At 57.1% G+C, this 14135-nt stretch carries 20 protein-coding genes; 13 read left to right on the forward strand and 7 right to left on the reverse strand.

Annotated elements, in window-relative coordinates; genetic code table 11:
- Nucleotides 1-73: 73 nt before the first annotated feature.
- On the forward strand, nt 74-319 hold the full coding sequence (locus ACIQWS_RS08220; protein WP_223613335.1) for a hypothetical protein: 246 nt from the start codon (nt 74-76) through the stop codon (nt 317-319).
- A 4-nt stretch (nt 320-323) separates the two neighbouring features.
- Here ACIQWS_RS08220 and ACIQWS_RS08225 read toward each other — a convergent pair whose 3' ends face one another.
- The gene (locus ACIQWS_RS08225) at nt 324-788 is read right to left on the reverse strand and encodes a flavin reductase family protein (RefSeq protein ID WP_403177599.1); all 465 of its coding nucleotides are present in this window, start codon (nt 786-788) and stop codon (nt 324-326) included.
- Nucleotides 789-1331: 543 nt separating this feature from the next.
- On the opposite strand from ACIQWS_RS08225, the gene ACIQWS_RS08230 reads away from it, so the two are divergent.
- The 12 genes from ACIQWS_RS08230 (at nt 1332) to bfr (ending at nt 7355) form a co-directional block, all read left to right on the forward strand.
- Nucleotides 1332-1484 carry a hypothetical protein gene (locus ACIQWS_RS08230; protein ID WP_403174499.1) on the forward strand — a complete coding sequence of 51 codons (153 nt, stop codon included), beginning with the start codon at nt 1332-1334 and terminating at the stop codon, nt 1482-1484.
- 72 nt (nt 1485-1556) lie between these two features.
- Nucleotides 1557-2639, forward strand: coding sequence for an alkene reductase (locus tag ACIQWS_RS08235; RefSeq protein WP_346307031.1), 1083 nt, complete (start codon nt 1557-1559; stop codon nt 2637-2639).
- A 193-nt stretch (nt 2640-2832) separates the two neighbouring features.
- Nucleotides 2833-2991: a hypothetical protein gene (locus ACIQWS_RS08240; RefSeq protein ID WP_223613330.1), complete on the forward strand. Its 159-nt coding sequence runs from the start codon at nt 2833-2835 to the stop codon at nt 2989-2991.
- Nucleotides 2992-3194: 203 nt separating this feature from the next.
- Nucleotides 3195-3377, forward strand: a complete 183-nt coding sequence (locus ACIQWS_RS08245; RefSeq protein WP_223613329.1) for a hypothetical protein — start codon at nt 3195-3197, stop codon at nt 3375-3377.
- A gap of 134 nt (nt 3378-3511) precedes the next feature.
- On the forward strand, nt 3512-3874 hold the full coding sequence (locus ACIQWS_RS08250) for a putative quinol monooxygenase (RefSeq protein WP_346307030.1): 363 nt from the start codon (nt 3512-3514) through the stop codon (nt 3872-3874).
- A gap of 105 nt (nt 3875-3979) precedes the next feature.
- Nucleotides 3980-4219: a hypothetical protein gene (locus tag ACIQWS_RS08255; protein ID WP_346307029.1), complete on the forward strand. Its 240-nt coding sequence runs from the start codon at nt 3980-3982 to the stop codon at nt 4217-4219.
- Nucleotides 4220-4311: 92 nt separating this feature from the next.
- Nucleotides 4312-4620: a hypothetical protein gene (locus tag ACIQWS_RS08260; RefSeq protein ID WP_346307028.1), complete on the forward strand. Its 309-nt coding sequence runs from the start codon at nt 4312-4314 to the stop codon at nt 4618-4620.
- Between the two features lie 313 nt (nt 4621-4933).
- Nucleotides 4934-5179, forward strand: coding sequence for a hypothetical protein (locus ACIQWS_RS08265; protein WP_105732755.1), 246 nt, complete (start codon nt 4934-4936; stop codon nt 5177-5179).
- Nucleotides 5180-5322: 143 nt separating this feature from the next.
- Nucleotides 5323-5784 carry an iron-responsive transcriptional regulator RirA gene (gene rirA, locus ACIQWS_RS08270; protein WP_223613325.1) on the forward strand — a complete coding sequence of 154 codons (462 nt, stop codon included), beginning with the start codon at nt 5323-5325 and terminating at the stop codon, nt 5782-5784.
- Nucleotides 5785-5854: 70 nt separating this feature from the next.
- Nucleotides 5855-6169 carry an antibiotic biosynthesis monooxygenase gene (locus tag ACIQWS_RS08275; RefSeq protein ID WP_288191552.1) on the forward strand — a complete coding sequence of 105 codons (315 nt, stop codon included), beginning with the start codon at nt 5855-5857 and terminating at the stop codon, nt 6167-6169.
- Nucleotides 6170-6592: 423 nt separating this feature from the next.
- The gene (locus tag ACIQWS_RS08280) at nt 6593-6904 is read left to right on the forward strand and encodes a (2Fe-2S)-binding protein (protein ID WP_223613323.1); all 312 of its coding nucleotides are present in this window, start codon (nt 6593-6595) and stop codon (nt 6902-6904) included.
- Nucleotides 6870-7355 (forward strand): bacterioferritin, encoded by a 486-nt coding sequence (gene bfr / locus ACIQWS_RS08285; RefSeq protein ID WP_346307026.1) that lies wholly within the window; start codon nt 6870-6872, stop codon nt 7353-7355. Before ACIQWS_RS08280 ends, bfr begins: the two co-directional genes overlap by 35 nt.
- 66 nt (nt 7356-7421) lie before the next feature.
- Here the strand turns inward: bfr and ACIQWS_RS08290 are convergent, their stop codons facing one another.
- From ACIQWS_RS08290 to pcsA, 6 genes are all read right to left on the reverse strand, one after another.
- Nucleotides 7422-8489, reverse strand: a complete 1068-nt coding sequence (locus ACIQWS_RS08290) for a BMP family ABC transporter substrate-binding protein (RefSeq protein ID WP_288191553.1) — start codon at nt 8487-8489, stop codon at nt 7422-7424.
- 56 nt (nt 8490-8545) lie between these two features.
- The gene (locus ACIQWS_RS08295) at nt 8546-9466 is read right to left on the reverse strand and encodes an ABC transporter permease (protein ID WP_223613321.1); all 921 of its coding nucleotides are present in this window, start codon (nt 9464-9466) and stop codon (nt 8546-8548) included.
- Nucleotide 9467: 1 nt separating this feature from the next.
- The gene (locus tag ACIQWS_RS08300; protein WP_403174529.1) at nt 9468-10559 is read right to left on the reverse strand and encodes an ABC transporter permease; all 1092 of its coding nucleotides are present in this window, start codon (nt 10557-10559) and stop codon (nt 9468-9470) included.
- Nucleotides 10559-12142: an ABC transporter ATP-binding protein gene (locus tag ACIQWS_RS08305; RefSeq protein ID WP_403174533.1), complete on the reverse strand. Its 1584-nt coding sequence runs from the start codon at nt 12140-12142 to the stop codon at nt 10559-10561. The genes ACIQWS_RS08300 and ACIQWS_RS08305 overlap by 1 nt, the downstream gene beginning before the upstream one ends.
- Before the next feature lie 140 nt (nt 12143-12282).
- On the reverse strand, nt 12283-13260 hold the full coding sequence (locus ACIQWS_RS08310; RefSeq protein ID WP_403177606.1) for a quinone oxidoreductase family protein: 978 nt from the start codon (nt 13258-13260) through the stop codon (nt 12283-12285).
- Nucleotides 13260-14012, reverse strand: a complete 753-nt coding sequence (gene pcsA, locus ACIQWS_RS08315) for a phosphatidylcholine synthase (RefSeq protein WP_403174543.1) — start codon at nt 14010-14012, stop codon at nt 13260-13262. The genes ACIQWS_RS08310 and pcsA overlap by 1 nt, the downstream gene beginning before the upstream one ends.
- Nucleotides 14013-14135 lie beyond the last annotated feature (123 nt).

Genomic DNA, 14135 nt, shown 5'->3' on the forward strand with positions numbered 1-14135 from the left:
TGTTTGACTGCGTGTCCATATTTCGATGTAATCTGCCATGACAAGACCGCATGCACCGCGAAGGTCAGGACCTATGGATCGCTACGAAACTTTTGCAACCTGGATCTTCATTGCATTTGGCGTGCTGGTTCTTGCCGGATTGATGGCGTTTTCGATCACAAGCAATGACCAGCCGGCATTTCTGTTTGCACTCGGTGCGTCCTGCACCGGGTTTTTTCTGGGCTTTGCCGTCGTTTTCAATCAGCCCAAACTGTATGGCTTGATTCTCCTAGCCACGATTGTCCTCGTGGGCTGCTCGATTGCCGCCATTGTCACCTGACTGATCACTCGACCGGCTGTGTGATGTGTCGGTATGCGCCGTGCCAGTAGAGCAGCGGTTCAGCATTCCGGCGTAACGTGACAGCGCGCACCCGGCCGATGAGAATGCCGTGCGAATGCCGCTCGATGGCATCGTCGAGCTCGCAGTCAAGCACTGTCAGGGCATTCTTCAGCGCCAGGGTTCCCGTGGCCAGCTCCTGCCACTCCGCGTCCAGATAGCGGTCTATCCCCTTGCGCCCGCCACGTCCCGCAAAGCTGTCAGCCACGTGCCGCTGGTCATGCGCCAGAACATTCACGCAGAAACTGCCATGGCGCTGCAGGACCGGCCAGGACGACGAATCCCGGTTGAGACTGACAATCACCGAGGGCGGGTCAATGGCTAGGGATGAAACAGACGTGGCGGTAAACCCCGTGCGGTCGTTGCCGCGTCCGACGGTGACAACGCTCACGGCGCCCGCAAGATGGCGCATGGAATCCTTGAACAAGTCAGCTTCCACGGTCAATTCATGCTGGGCGGCACGCGCCCCGGTCTGAAAGACGGACATTTTTTCCTCATTCATTGGATCATCCTGGGGATCACTCTGGCAGGCGGTCGTTCGATCGGACGGCCACGCACCCCTGCATTGCAGCACATAGGTATAGCGACAAACCAGATTGTGCTTTGCTCAACCTGCGACCATTCGGCAATTTTGTTTTGCGTTTTTTGGCTATTTCGAGAAACCAAATCCAAAACGTCTGCAATGACGACCGGAGAGATGGAGATTGATGGTGCTACGCGCGCCGGAATGGCTCAGACGTGAGTCCCCGGAATCAGCGCCAAGCCACTGCGGAGGCAGCAATGCCATTTTGTCCGCGAATGACGAAAACAGACTGAGAGGAGAACTTATTTCCAGTCATTGGCATTTTGAGACAAAATCATACCCAGGAGGCCATCAAAATAGTAATCTCTATCGTGTTAATCGTCTATCGAATGCCCGATGATTGGCAGCACCCGCATGGAGAGAACGAATCTGATGGCGTCCACTGACTACACGACCACCCGCGTTGCGCCAGCTCAGGCATTCCGGCGCCTCTTCAAAAACAGAGACCGCATGACTGTCGCGGTGATTTTCGCCGTTGCCTTTGCATTCCATCTGGCCGCGTTGTTTAATCTCCTGCCTGCATGATCCAAGATCGGGATGCCGTTCAGGCGATTATTCCCATACCTTCCCGCATGATCCAGATGAGCGGACGATCCCATGGCTTCCCTGTTCTCTTCGCTGACAATCGGTGATCTCACACTGCCAAGCCGGATCGTCATGGCCCCGATGACGCGCCACCGCGCGCTGCACGGGAAAATACCCGGCAGCCTCAATGCGCTTTATTATGCGCAGCGCGCCAGCGCCGGGCTTGTCATCACGGAGTCGACGGAAATCGATCCGCACAGCAGCGTCGAGGTGCCAACCCGCCCGGGCCTTTACAACGACGCGCAGCAAGCCGGCTGGCGCCTGGTAACAGACGCCGTGCACGCAGCGGGCGGGCGGATTTTTGTCCAGCTGTCGCATATGGGCAGAGCCGCCCTTCCCTCGCAATTGCGGGATGGCCGTTGGCCCGTCGGTCCTTCAGCCCTGGCGGCTGCCGGAAAAATCTATACGGCAAACGGTCCCGAACCCTATGTCGAGCCGCAGGCGCTCTCTCTCGATGACATCGCCGGGATTGTCGGTGAATTCGCCGATGCGGCGGCGCGTGCAAAAAATGCCGGGTTTGACGGCATCGAAATTCACGGTGCCAATGGCTATCTCGTCGATCAGTTTCTGCGCGATGGCAGCAATGTCCGCACCGACGGCTATGGCGGTTCGGTGGAAAACCGCTTCCGCTTCCTGCGTGAAATCATCGAGGCGGCGAAGGCGTTTTGGCCGGCGGGCCGCATCGGCGTTCGACTTTCGCCGACCAATCCCTTTCAGGGCATGAGCGACAGCGATCCCGTTGCGCATTTTTCTGGGATAGCCGCCCTGCTCCAGCCTCTTGGCCTTGCTTATCTGCACATTGTGGCACCGGCTGTTGTGCCCGATGGACAAGCCGATGCTGCGCCTGCCATCCGGGCAGCATTTCAAGGTCCGCTGATTGTTGCAGGCGGCTACAGGCGCGAACACGCGGAAGCCGTGCTGGCCAATGGCGGCGCCGATCTGGTTGCCATTGGCGAAGCCTACATCGCCAATCCGGATCTTCCGCAGCGCTGGCGTACCGATGCCACACTCAATGCGGCCGACAAATCGACATTCTATACCACCGACGCCAACGGCTATACGGATTATCCGAGCCTTGAACTTGTTGACGATTGAAAGCGTCAGCAGGAACCAGAATATTTTCACTCCGTGTGGAACCAATCCTTCGCTGAAGCATTGTGTGGGTACTGGTAACCCCAACCAGTCTTGGCTTTCCCCCACAAGCCAACACAGCCCAATCCTCATACCCCTTGAGGATTGGGCTTTTTTCTTTAGCATTGCGGTTCACACAATCGAAACGGAGGAAGCAATGTCCATTGATAGCGCCAAGCAAGCCATCGAGACTGCGATCCATCGCGGTGATTTCAAGAGCATGGGGATTGCCGTCTTCAAGGCAATCAATGCCTTGGAGGAGCGCATCCGGCAAATGGAGGAAGAGATCGCCAGCCTGAAAGCAAAAGTGAACTGAGCTCCGGCCATTCTTTCTTTGAAATGAAAGCTGGCTATGTTAAACTTTTGCCAAGTTGAGTGTAGCGGTACCTTGAGCCTGCGCCGCACTGAAACGATGCGTGATATTTTTATCCAGAGTCCAGTTTGTTAGAGCCAAATCAAGCCTCAACCCGTGAAACCCCTTCCGTTTAGGCAGGGGTTTTGCTTGTAAGGATGACCGCTATGAAAATCGTTCTGACGATTGTCGCGTTGCTTCTGATCATCATGGGCACCGTCTGGGCGTTGCAGGGCCTGAGCATCCTCGGCGGCAGTTTCATGGTCGGCCAGACGCGCTGGCTGTATATTGGTCTCGTCACAATCGTGATCGGTGCCATTCTCCTGGTCTTCGCCACCGTGCGGCGATAGCAGGCGGCCTTCCGCCATTCCGCCCATCCATCCCGTCCAAATCCAGACTTTACAATGCCTTGGCTATGCTTCTGTCTGGATTTGTCAGGAGGCCGCTGATAGAACGGCAGAATGAACGCGGGAGGCGAAGTTTCATGACCGAACTGACAATTATCGTAGAATTCGAGACCCATGAAGGTCGCGAAGAGGAATTCACCACGCTCATTCGCGAGCATGCGCGCAAAACACTGGATGAGGAACCGGGCTGCCTGCGGTTCGAGGTCATCAAACCCATTGCGCGGGACGGCACCCCCATTGCCAACAAGGTCATGGTCAACGAACTCTATGCCAATGAAGCGGCGGTTACCGCCCACGAAAACAATCCGCGCATGGCGAAAGTGCGTGCCGCCAATGCACCATTGCTCAAATCCAGCCGGCTGATCCTGGCCAAGTCGCTGAGCCCCAAGCCGGCCGACGGCATGACCACCATGGAACTGAATGCCAGCAATGACGATTGAGGAGCTATGCCTAACGTCGAATGTCGTCGGGCATCGAAATATGCGATGAACAATTCCAGCACTTTTTCATTCTCTGTCCCTGCCGCGGCTACAAGAAGGTTTCCTGTGAAAAACAAACTGGCACTGGCCATGCTTTTGCCCTGTCTTTTGACCATCAGCAATTGCGGTGCCATGCGCTGGATGGATGAGACATCGAAAGCGTCCGGTCCAACCAGTTGTGCCGGCTGGAACAAGATCCGCATCAAGCCGGAAACAGCCGTCTACCTCGCCCGCAATGATTTCTCGGCCGGAATAGACATCGATTCCCATAATCTCAATGGACAATCGCACGGCTGCTGGAACTGACGGGCCGCGCCTGTCTGTCTGCCGAGCGGGCTTTCTGGAACCAAATGCTGCCGCCACCGTTATTCCCCTGTATCGATGAAAGGAATTCCGGAATGGCAACGAATATATCCAAAGCCCGTGACGCAGCCGAAGAGGATCTGGAAAGCCAGATCGCCGCATTGCGCAAGGAGCTTTCAGGGATAACCCAATCCCTGTCCGACCAGGGTTATGATCTGCTCGACCAGGCGAACGCGACCTACCGTTCGGTTAGGCGGCATGGCCGCAAAGCCGCGCGGTTCGTCGGTGATGAAGCACAGGTCGTGGCAGACAAGGCCAAGGAAAATCCCCTGATCACGGTTGCTGTTATCTCAGCAATTGCCGGGATCGGTCTGCTCGCCGGTTTGAGCGCCTATCGCCGGTAAATGCCCCTGCCCTTGAAATGGGCAATGCGGCCACCTATATCAGTTGCAGAAATTCGGCTCCGTCTTTGAGCACGGATGTACTGGCACTGGTGTCGAGCCGAATTCGGAAAGGTCGGGAATTCCCGGCCTTTTTTATTGTCTTTTTGCATCAGCCGCACCCTTATGGCGAGACTTTAGCGCGTCATCTGTTGCACCCGTGGGACGGAACATCTATGAAAGACAGGAATACAGCCTTGATCGGGTTGGATGAGGTTTTACATTGAGACTGAGCCCCTTCGATTCCAGGATGGGGTGTTGAGAGCGAGCTGCCTGAATGGACAATTTCGAGAAATACGCACTGGCTTTGATGGTCGTATTCGGTGCCCTTATCATTGGCGGCCTGATGGCCGTCCATATCGCATGGGTCCATAAAGCCGGATTTCTCTACGCATTGGCCGCTGCCATTGTTGTCTGGGCCGCCGGATTTGCCGTTCTGTTTGACAAGCCGCGTGTCTATGGTTTCCTGCTGCTTGTGGCTGCTGCTTTCATTACGGCATCGATCGTCGTTCTGGTTCGCTGATCACGCCTGACCCGGCCTTCCAATGCACCATTGGAAAATATGAAACTTAGGTTCATATTATTATTTACTTTATCAAGAATAATTCTAAAGTAGCGTCTCGTTCCCATAGCATGACCTGATTTCGGGTTGAGAGAGATATTCCCATGCGACTGACCAGACAGACCAATTATGCCATTCGTATTCTGATGTATTGCGCCGCCAATGATGGCAATCTGAGCCGGATCGCCGAAATTGCGCACGCCTACACAGTCTCGGAACTTTTCCTGTTCAAGATCCTGCAGCCGCTCGTTGAAAACGGTTTCATTGAAACCGTACGCGGTCGCAATGGCGGCGTGAAACTCGGCAAGCCTGCCAAGGACATCACCCTTTTCGACGTGGTGCGCGTGACCGAAGAAAACTTTGCCATGGCGGAGTGCTTTGAGAACGATGCCGCGGAATGCCCCTTGATCGACAGCTGCGGTTTGAATGCCGCCTTGCGCAAGGCATTGAACGCCTTCTTCGAGGTGCTCGCCCAGTATTCCATCGATGATATCGTCAAGACGAGAGACGTGCGCGCCCTCCTCGGTATCGACAATCTGGCACCCCGCCTCGCCACGGCGAGCTGACAGAATTTTCTTGGGTGACCGGCCCCGGGGATCGGTCACCAATCACAATCCGCATGAATGGAGTTGCGCCATGTATATCGCCATGAATCGTTTCAAGGTTCAGTCGGGCTCCGAAGACGCGTTTGAAACCGTGTGGAAGTCACGCGACTCCCGGCTGTCCTCGGTGCCCGGCTTTGTCGAATTCCACCTGCTGCGCGGCGCCCGGAACGAGGAAGAGAATTACACCCTCTATGCATCGCACACCGTGTGGCGGACCCAGGCGGATTTCACCGCATGGACTCAGTCCGAACATTTCCGTGCAGCGCATCGCAATGCCGGCGATACCAAGCCGAGTTACATCGGACACCCGCAATTCGAGGGGTTCTCCGTGGTCGAGGGTGCCTGATTTAGTCTTTTTGCGACAAATGAGACGTTTTGACACATGCGTGGCCGGCGATGCATTTTGCCAGCCAGGACGGCAAAATCGACGAAATATGATTGAATTGGTTATGTTATTTTCCCAGTTTAGAATTATTCCAAGCTATTGATATCACGGCATATTCAGCGGCCGGCATTTGACAGAATTCGGACAAACCAGTCTTATAGGATCAGTATTGCGAATAACGCATGACCTTTAATGTTAGGGCCTTGAACCCTTGCGATTGGAGGAACCCTTGTCTGGTTCGAAAGTATTTCCAGGTTGCGGAACAATGTTTCCGGGCCAATTTCTGCAAAGCGCCACCCGTCCTGTCACTAGGAGAAGTTCTGACATTGTAAAACTGTCAGGATTTTCGGGTATTTATTCTTATGAATGTGGCGCTTAGACAACATGCTTGTATGTCATTGCAATATCATCACCCAGAAAGAAATCGAGAATACTATCACTGAACTTCTCGATGCTGACCCGTGGCAACTGATTGTCCCGGCAAAAGTCTACCATGCCATGCAGAAGCGTGGCCGCTGCTGTGGCTGCTTCCCAAACGTCGTTGAAACCATCATAAAGGTGACGGAAGAATATCACCTCCGCCACGGTTCAAACGATTCTGATGCTGTCTCGTTTATCGATCGTGTGCGGGCATTGCGTCACGAATACGGGAGTTCACGGCATGAAAGGCGACAAAAAGGTCATCGAGCGGCTTAACGAGGCACTGTTCCTCGAATTGGGAGCGGTCAACCAGTATTGGTTGCATTATCGCCTGCTGGACGATTGGGGTTACAAGCTGCTCGCCAAGAAGGAGCGCGCCGAATCCATCGAGGAAATGCAGCACGCTGACAAGATCATCGAGCGCATCATCTTCCTCGAAGGCCATCCAAACCTGCAGTCCATCGGCGCCCTGCGCATCGGCCAGAACATCAAGGAAGTTCTGGAAGCCGATCTGGCCGGCGAATATGACGCTGTGAAGTCGTACAAGAAGTCGCGTGAGATCTGCGCGGAAGTGGGCGACTACGTCACCAAGGAACTCTTTGACGAGCTTCTGAAGGACGAGGAAGGCCACATCGATTTCCTCGAGACCCAGCTCGACCTTCTCAAGCGCATCGGCGTCGAGAATTATGGTCAGCTCAACGCGGCGCCAGCCGACTCCGCTGAATAAGCGACCCATCGCATTCACAAAAAAGGGCGCCCATGGGCGCCCTTTCCTTTTGTATCGCGGCAAACCTTATTTCGGCAGCTTGTCGTCCACGCCGGCAACGTAGAAGTTCATGCCGAGAATGGTCTTGTCGTCGGCGGTTTCACCAGCCTTCAGCCATTCGGAGCCGTCCTGCTTCTTGACCGGACCGGTGAAGGGCTTCAGCGCACCGGATGTGATCTTGGCCTGGGTTTCCTCGGCCAGTTTCTTCACATCGTCAGGCATGTTGGTGTAGGGCGCCATGACCACGAGGTTTTCATGCATGCCGTGGAAAACATTGTGGGTCTTCCATGTGCCATCGATCACGGCCTTGGCCCGTTCGATGTAGTAAGGGCCCCAATTGTCGACGATGGCGGTCAACTGGGTTTCCGGGCCGAACTTGATCATGTCGGAAGCCTGGCCGAATGCCTTGATCTTGCGTTCCGCGGCAACCTGCATCGGCGCGGTCGAATCCGTATGCTGGGTGATGATATCGACGCCCTGGTCGACCAGAGCCTTGGCGGCATCGGCTTCCTTGCCCGGATCGAACCAGGCATTGGCCCAGATCACCTTGACCTTGAAGTTCGGGTTGACCGACTGCGCACCCAGCATGAAGGAGTTGATGCCCTGCACCACTTCGGGGATCGGGAATGAACCGATATAACCGGCAACGCCAACCTTGGATAGCTTGGCGGCAATCACACCCTGTACGTAGCGGCCTTCATAGAAGCGCGAATTGTACACGGCAACATTGTCTGCCGTCTTGTAGCCGGTCGCGTGTTCGAACTTCACATTCGGGAATTTCTGCGCAACCTTGATCGTCGCATCCATGTAGCCGAACGAGGTCGTGAAGATCAGCTTGTTGCCGGCACGCGCCAGACGCTCGATGGAGCGCTCGGCATCGGCGCCTTCAGGCACGCTTTCGAGGAAGGTTGTCTCGACCTTGTCGCCAAGCGCCTTTTCCATTTCCTTGCGGCCCTGATCGTGCTGGTAGGTCCAGCCGAAATCACCGGGCGGTCCGATATAGATGAAGCCGACCTTCAGTTTGTCTTCGGCATGGGCCGCGCCCGCAACGGCAAAGCTGGCAGCCATGGACAGCGCCATAAGCAGTTTTTTCATTCGTGTTCACCTCTCTGTTAAACCAAAAGCCTTGTCTTTTATTCTCGCCCGGCTGCTCAGCGGTCGGGCACGAAGGGTTTGCCGAGGGATGTCGGCGTATTCATCAGGGTCAGCCGCTTGTTCCGCGAAATCAGAACAAGCACGATAATCGTTGCCAGATAAGGCAGCGACGACATGAACTGCGAGGGTATGCCGATGCCAAGCGCCTGGGCGTGCAGCTGGCCGATGGTGACAGCGCCAAAGAGGTAGGCGCCCGCAAGAATCCGCCATGGCCGCCACGAGGCGAACACCACCAGTGCAAGCGCGATCCATCCCCGGCCCGACGTCATGTTTTCCACCCATTGCGGCACATAGACGAGCGATAGTTGCGCACCGGCGAGCCCGGCGCAAGCGCCCCCGAACATCACGGCGAGATAACGCACCCGAATAACCCGCACGCCAAGCGCATGCGCCGAGGTATGATTGTCACCGACGGCGCGCAATGTCAGTCCGGCACGGGTGCGGAACAGGAACCATGTGACGCCGATGGTCAGAAGGATCGACATATAGAAAATCGGATCCTGTCCGAACAGGAATTTCCCGACGACCGGCAAATCCGTCAGCACCGGAATATTCAGGGACTGCATCCGCACGCCGGGCAGCCCGACAAAACTCTCGCCGATCATGGCGGAAGCGCCCAGCCCCAGCAGCGTCAAAGCCAGGCCCGTTGCCACCTGATTGGTCACCAGCGTCAGCGTCAGGAAACCGAACAGCAGCGAAAAGGCAGCCCCGGCCAGAATGGCTGCGAACATGCCGAGCCACGCCGATCCGGTGAGCTGCGCAACGCCGAATCCGGCAACAGCACCCATGATCATCATGCCTTCGACGCCAAGATTGAGCACGCCAGAGCGTTCCACGACCAGTTCGCCCATGGCAGCGATCAGCAAGGGCGTTGCGGCTGTGGCAACCGTCAGGAGAATGGCTTCGAACATACCCATGTCATGCCCCCTTTGCTGCGGCGTCGCTGTGCCGGGTGACGAAGCGGATGCGGTAATAGATAAGCGTGTCGCTCGCCAGCACGAAAAACAGGATGATGCCTTGGAAGATGCGCGCCGATTTCTCGGAAATGCCGAGCGAAACCTGTGCCGCTTCACCGCCCAGATAGGACAGCGCCAGAACCAGCCCTGCGGCGACAATGCCAAGCGGGTTAAGACGGCCAAGGAAGGTAACGATGATGGCAGTAAAGCCATAGCCGGGCGAGATTGTCGTGCGCAATTGGCCGACTGCGCCGGAAACCTCGGCAATCCCGGCAAGCCCGGCCAGCGCCCCGGAGACCAGGAACGCGAAGAATGTCAGGCGCCCGGCGCTGAAACCGGCAAAACGCCCTGCCCGCGCGCTGCGCCCCAGCACCTTGATTTCAAAGCCGTTCAGCGTGCGCGACAGCATGAACCAGACAAGGAGTGCGGCGACAATCGCCAGAACAAATCCCCAATGCGCCCGGCCTGACGAAGCCCATATCTCGGGAAGGATGGCACTGGAATTGAACTGCACCGTTTCGGGGAAGTTGAAACCCTGCGGGTTGCGCCAAGGGCCGCGCACGATCCAGTCGAGGAACAGTTGCGCCACGTAGACCAGCATCAGGCTCGTCAGAATCTCGTTGGTGTTGAACCGCACCTTGAGGAACGCCGGGATGGTCGCATAGGCCATCCCGCCCGCCATGCCCAGCAGCAGCATCATCGGCAGGACATACCAGCCCTGAAAATCCGGGAAAACCACCGGCAGGATCGATCCGGCGATCCCACCCATGATCAATTGCCCCTCCGCGCCGATATTCCAGTTGTTGGAAAGGAAGCAGACGGAGAGCCCCACGGCGATCAGGATCAGCGGCGCTGCCTTCACCAGCAGCTCATGCCACGACCAGATCTCGGTCAGCGGCTCGATGAAATAGGAATAGAGCGCCGAAACCGGGTTCTTGCCAAGCAGCGCAAACAGGATGGCGCCGGCAATCAGCGTGAGGAACAGGGCGATGAACGGCGACAGCGCACTGAACAGTGCCGAATGTTGCGGACGCCTGACCAATTCGACACGCATCAGGCCGCCCCTGCACTTGCATGGGCCGACGCGGTATCGGCACCGCCCATCATCAAACCGACACGTTCCATATTCATCGCTTCAATCGGGACCGATTGCGACAGGCGCCCATGCACCATGGCGGCAATCCGGTCGGAGATTTCAAAGAGTTCATCGAGATCCTGGCTGATCACGATCACGGCGGAACCGCTGCGCGCTAGATCGACGAGCGCCTGCCGGATATGGGCGGCAGCACCGGCGTCGACGCCCCAGGTCGGCTGGTTGACCACCAGAACCGATGGATTGCGGTCCAGCTCGCGCCCGATCAGAAATTTCTGGAGGTTTCCACCGGAAAGCGCTGATGCATCTGGGTTTTCCGCACTTTTACGAACATCCATCTGTGCGACGATCCGCTTTGCCGCAAGGGCAAGGCTGGATTGCTGGAGCAGCCGCAACAGGCCGCCGCCGAGGAAGACCTTTCCATCCGTGGCGTAACGCGACAACAACAGATTGTCGGTCAGCGACATATTGGGAACCGCACCGTGCCCAAGTCGCTCCTCCGGCACAAAGGCCGCGCCCAGCCTGCGCCGCGCGGAGATACCGGATCGTCCGGTGTCCCTGCCGCGAATACGGACAATGTCCGGCCGTTCCTGCAGCACTTCGCCGGATATGGCTTCGAACAGTTCGCCCTGTCCGTTGCCGGCGACACCGGCAATGCCAAGAATTTCACCCGGATTGACGGCCAGCCGGATATCATGCAGCGGCACGGAAAACGGGCCGCGCGGCTTCTGCGACAGGCCGTTGACTTCAATCAGTGCCGATTGGGTTGCTGGCGCCGCGTTCGGACGGCGTTCGATGACGTGGATGTCGCTGCCAACCATCATGCGCGCCAGAGAACTTGCGGTTTCCTGGCGCGGGTCGCACTGGCCGACAACCTTGCCGTGGCGCAGCACCGTTGCCCGGTCGCACAGCCGCCGCACCTCTTCCAGCCTGTGGCTGATATAGAGGATCGATTTTCCCTCCGACTTCAACCGCTCCAGCGTGACAAACAACAGGTCGGCTTCCTGCGGCGTCAGTACCGATGTCGGTTCGTCGAGAATGATCAGGTCGGGATTTTGCAGCAGGCAGCGGATAATCTCGATACGCTGGCGTTCGCCCACGGAAAGATCGCCGACGAGGGCATCAGGATCAACCGGCAGACCATAGGTCCGGCCGATGTCCCGCGCCTTTGCGGCGATGGTGTTGAGGTCGGTTTTCTCGTCGAGCGACAGCGCGATGTTTTCGGCGGCAGTCAAGGCATCGAAAAGCGAAAAGTGCTGGAAAACCATGCCGATGCCGAGCGATCTTGCCATTGCCGGATTGGCGACCGCAACCGCTTTGCCCTTCCAGCCGATCTCACCTGAAGTCGGCTGCAGCGCGCCGAACAGCATTTTGACCAGCGTGGATTTGCCAGCGCCGTTTTCCCCCAGGAGGGCGTGAATTTCTCCGGTGCCGATTGTCAGGTCGATCCCGTCGCAGGCTTTCAGAGAGCCGAAAATTTTGGTGAGCCCGGTTGCTTCCAGAAGTGGATGCCCAGCCCCGTTCTTATCGCTTATGCTTGTCATAGTTCCCCACGGCCCAGGACGATTATTCTGAGGTGCCCCTAACCATTTCCGATCCTATGTCGGGCAGCATCGATTTGGGAAGTGCAAAACCAGAGGTTGCGGCCTTTTGCGCACATTATTCGAGCATCATTTTCAGCGGCTTAAGGAATAAGCACCGTAGTCCCGGTCGTTTTGCGCGCTTCAAGATCGCGATGCGCCGTCGCCGCGTCCTTGAGGGCATAGGTCTGACCGATATCGATGCGCACCACACCGCTTTCCACTTGGTCAAAAAGCGCACGCGCTGCATTTTCAAGCGCAGCCCGCGCCGCGACATAGACGAACAATGTTGGCCGCGTCAGGTAGAGGGAGCCCTTGCGCGACAGGATGCCGAGATCGAATGGCGCAACCGGACCGGATGACTGGCCAAAGCAGACGAGCATGCCGCGCGGACGCAGGCAGTCCAGCGACCCGTCGAATGTATCCTTGCCGACGGAATCGTAGACCACGTCGACACCCCTTCCGCCGGTAATTTCCTTCACCCGTTCGACAAAGTTCTCGGTGCGATAGTTGATGACATGGTCGAAACCGTTCTCGAGCGCGAGTTTTACCTTCTCGTCCGAACCGGCAGTGCCGATGACGGTCGCGCCGAGATGCTTGGCCCATTGGCCGGCTATCAGCCCGACACCGCCGGCCGCCGCATGAAACAGGACCGTGTCGCCCTTCTTGACCGGAAAGGTTTCCCGCAGGAGATAATAGGCCGTCATGCCCTTCAGCATCATCGAACCGGCCTGCTGGAAGGAAATGGAGTCCGGGACCTTGACGAGCCGGTCGGCCGGCATGATGCGTTCCTCCGCATAGGCGCCGATCGGATTGACATAGGCGACGCGATCGCCCGGTTTCACATCGGTAACACCAGGACCGACGCTGAGCACGACGCCCGCGCCCTCATTGCCCGGAATGAGCGGCAGACCGCCTGGCGACGGATAGAGGCCGGTGCGGAAATAGACATCGATGAAATTCAGGCCGATGGCCTCATTGCGCATACGCACTTCGCCGGGGCCCGGCTCACCGACGGTAACATCTTCATAGACCAGCGCTTCAGGACCACCCGTCTGATGAATACGAATTGCCTTGACCATCATGCCTTCTCCGTCCGTCCAAGATTGGGAAATGCCTGCATCACCGCCCCGATGAGGAAGAGGTAGATGCCTGTGACCGAAATACCGGCCCGCACCCAGAGGGGCGAATCCAGATGCTGGTACAGCGAAAGTACGCCGAAAGCGCACCACAGGAAGAAAATCGTGAGATTCAGCGGCCGCAGGCGCTGCACGCGCACCGGGTGCAGGAAATAGATCGGCAGGAACGAAACGATGGCGGCACCGAGGACAATGGCAAATGCCACCCATTCGCCGGGCTTGACGATGAACAGGGTGAACACCAGCATGTTCCAGACGACCGGAAAGCCCTTGAAGAAGTTTTCCTTCGTCTTCATGCCCGTATCGGCATAGTAGATCGCACTGGATACGACGATGATCGCCGCCGCCAGAAAGGACAAGCCCTCGCCCATGAAGCCGCGCTGATACAGCGCAAAGGCCGGGATGAGCACATAGGTCATATAGTCGATGATGTTGTCGAGCAGTTCGCCCGACCAGTTGGGCAGCACATATTTGACTTCGAGCTTGCGCGCGATCGGCCCATCGATACCGTCAACGAACAACGCCAGCCCCAGCCACCAGAACATGGCCGTCCAGCTTCCTTCGCTGGCCGCAACCACCGAGAGGAACGCCAGGAAGGAACCGGAGGCGGTCAGCAAATGCACCGAGAAGGCCTTGGCTTGTGGTGCCGTCACTTTTTTGGGTTTAACGCCCCGGGGCAAAGTTGGTTTTTTCACGGTCCGCGCCAATCTGCTGCATGATACTGATCCGCTTGTCGCTATATGTTACCAAGGACAAACGATTTGCGAGCAGCTTTTCTTGAAAACGACCCAAAGCGCAAGCAATGTTCCTGATATAAA

Source organism: Phyllobacterium sp. NPDC097923, assembly GCF_044760925.1.
Taxonomy (GTDB): Bacteria; Pseudomonadota; Alphaproteobacteria; order Rhizobiales; family Rhizobiaceae; genus Phyllobacterium; species Phyllobacterium calauticae.

Excerpts from the sequence above, each read along its gene's own strand:
- ACIQWS_RS08220 (WP_223613335.1), top strand. The coding sequence starts at position 74 with ATGGATCGCTACGAAACTTTTGCAACCTGGATCTTCATTGCATTTGGC.
- ACIQWS_RS08225 (WP_403177599.1), bottom strand. The coding sequence starts at position 788 with ATGCGCCATCTTGCGGGCGCCGTGAGCGTTGTCACCGTCGGACGCGGC.
- ACIQWS_RS08230 (WP_403174499.1), top strand. The coding sequence starts at position 1,332 with ATGGCGTCCACTGACTACACGACCACCCGCGTTGCGCCAGCTCAGGCA.
- ACIQWS_RS08235 (WP_346307031.1), top strand. The coding sequence starts at position 1,557 with ATGGCTTCCCTGTTCTCTTCGCTGACAATCGGTGATCTCACACTGCCA.
- ACIQWS_RS08240 (WP_223613330.1), top strand. The coding sequence starts at position 2,833 with ATGTCCATTGATAGCGCCAAGCAAGCCATCGAGACTGCGATCCATCGC.
- ACIQWS_RS08245 (WP_223613329.1), top strand. The coding sequence starts at position 3,195 with ATGAAAATCGTTCTGACGATTGTCGCGTTGCTTCTGATCATCATGGGC.
- ACIQWS_RS08250 (WP_346307030.1), top strand. The coding sequence starts at position 3,512 with ATGACCGAACTGACAATTATCGTAGAATTCGAGACCCATGAAGGTCGC.
- ACIQWS_RS08260 (WP_346307028.1), top strand. The coding sequence starts at position 4,312 with ATGGCAACGAATATATCCAAAGCCCGTGACGCAGCCGAAGAGGATCTG.
- ACIQWS_RS08265 (WP_105732755.1), top strand. The coding sequence starts at position 4,934 with ATGGACAATTTCGAGAAATACGCACTGGCTTTGATGGTCGTATTCGGT.
- rirA (WP_223613325.1), top strand. The coding sequence starts at position 5,323 with ATGCGACTGACCAGACAGACCAATTATGCCATTCGTATTCTGATGTAT.
- ACIQWS_RS08275 (WP_288191552.1), top strand. The coding sequence starts at position 5,855 with ATGTATATCGCCATGAATCGTTTCAAGGTTCAGTCGGGCTCCGAAGAC.
- ACIQWS_RS08280 (WP_223613323.1), top strand. The coding sequence starts at position 6,593 with ATGCTTGTATGTCATTGCAATATCATCACCCAGAAAGAAATCGAGAAT.
- bfr (WP_346307026.1), top strand. The coding sequence starts at position 6,870 with ATGAAAGGCGACAAAAAGGTCATCGAGCGGCTTAACGAGGCACTGTTC.
- ACIQWS_RS08290 (WP_288191553.1), bottom strand. The coding sequence starts at position 8,489 with ATGAAAAAACTGCTTATGGCGCTGTCCATGGCTGCCAGCTTTGCCGTT.
- ACIQWS_RS08295 (WP_223613321.1), bottom strand. The coding sequence starts at position 9,466 with ATGGGTATGTTCGAAGCCATTCTCCTGACGGTTGCCACAGCCGCAACG.
- ACIQWS_RS08300 (WP_403174529.1), bottom strand. The coding sequence starts at position 10,559 with ATGCGTGTCGAATTGGTCAGGCGTCCGCAACATTCGGCACTGTTCAGT.
- ACIQWS_RS08305 (WP_403174533.1), bottom strand. The coding sequence starts at position 12,142 with ATGACAAGCATAAGCGATAAGAACGGGGCTGGGCATCCACTTCTGGAA.
- ACIQWS_RS08310 (WP_403177606.1), bottom strand. The coding sequence starts at position 13,260 with ATGGTCAAGGCAATTCGTATTCATCAGACGGGTGGTCCTGAAGCGCTG.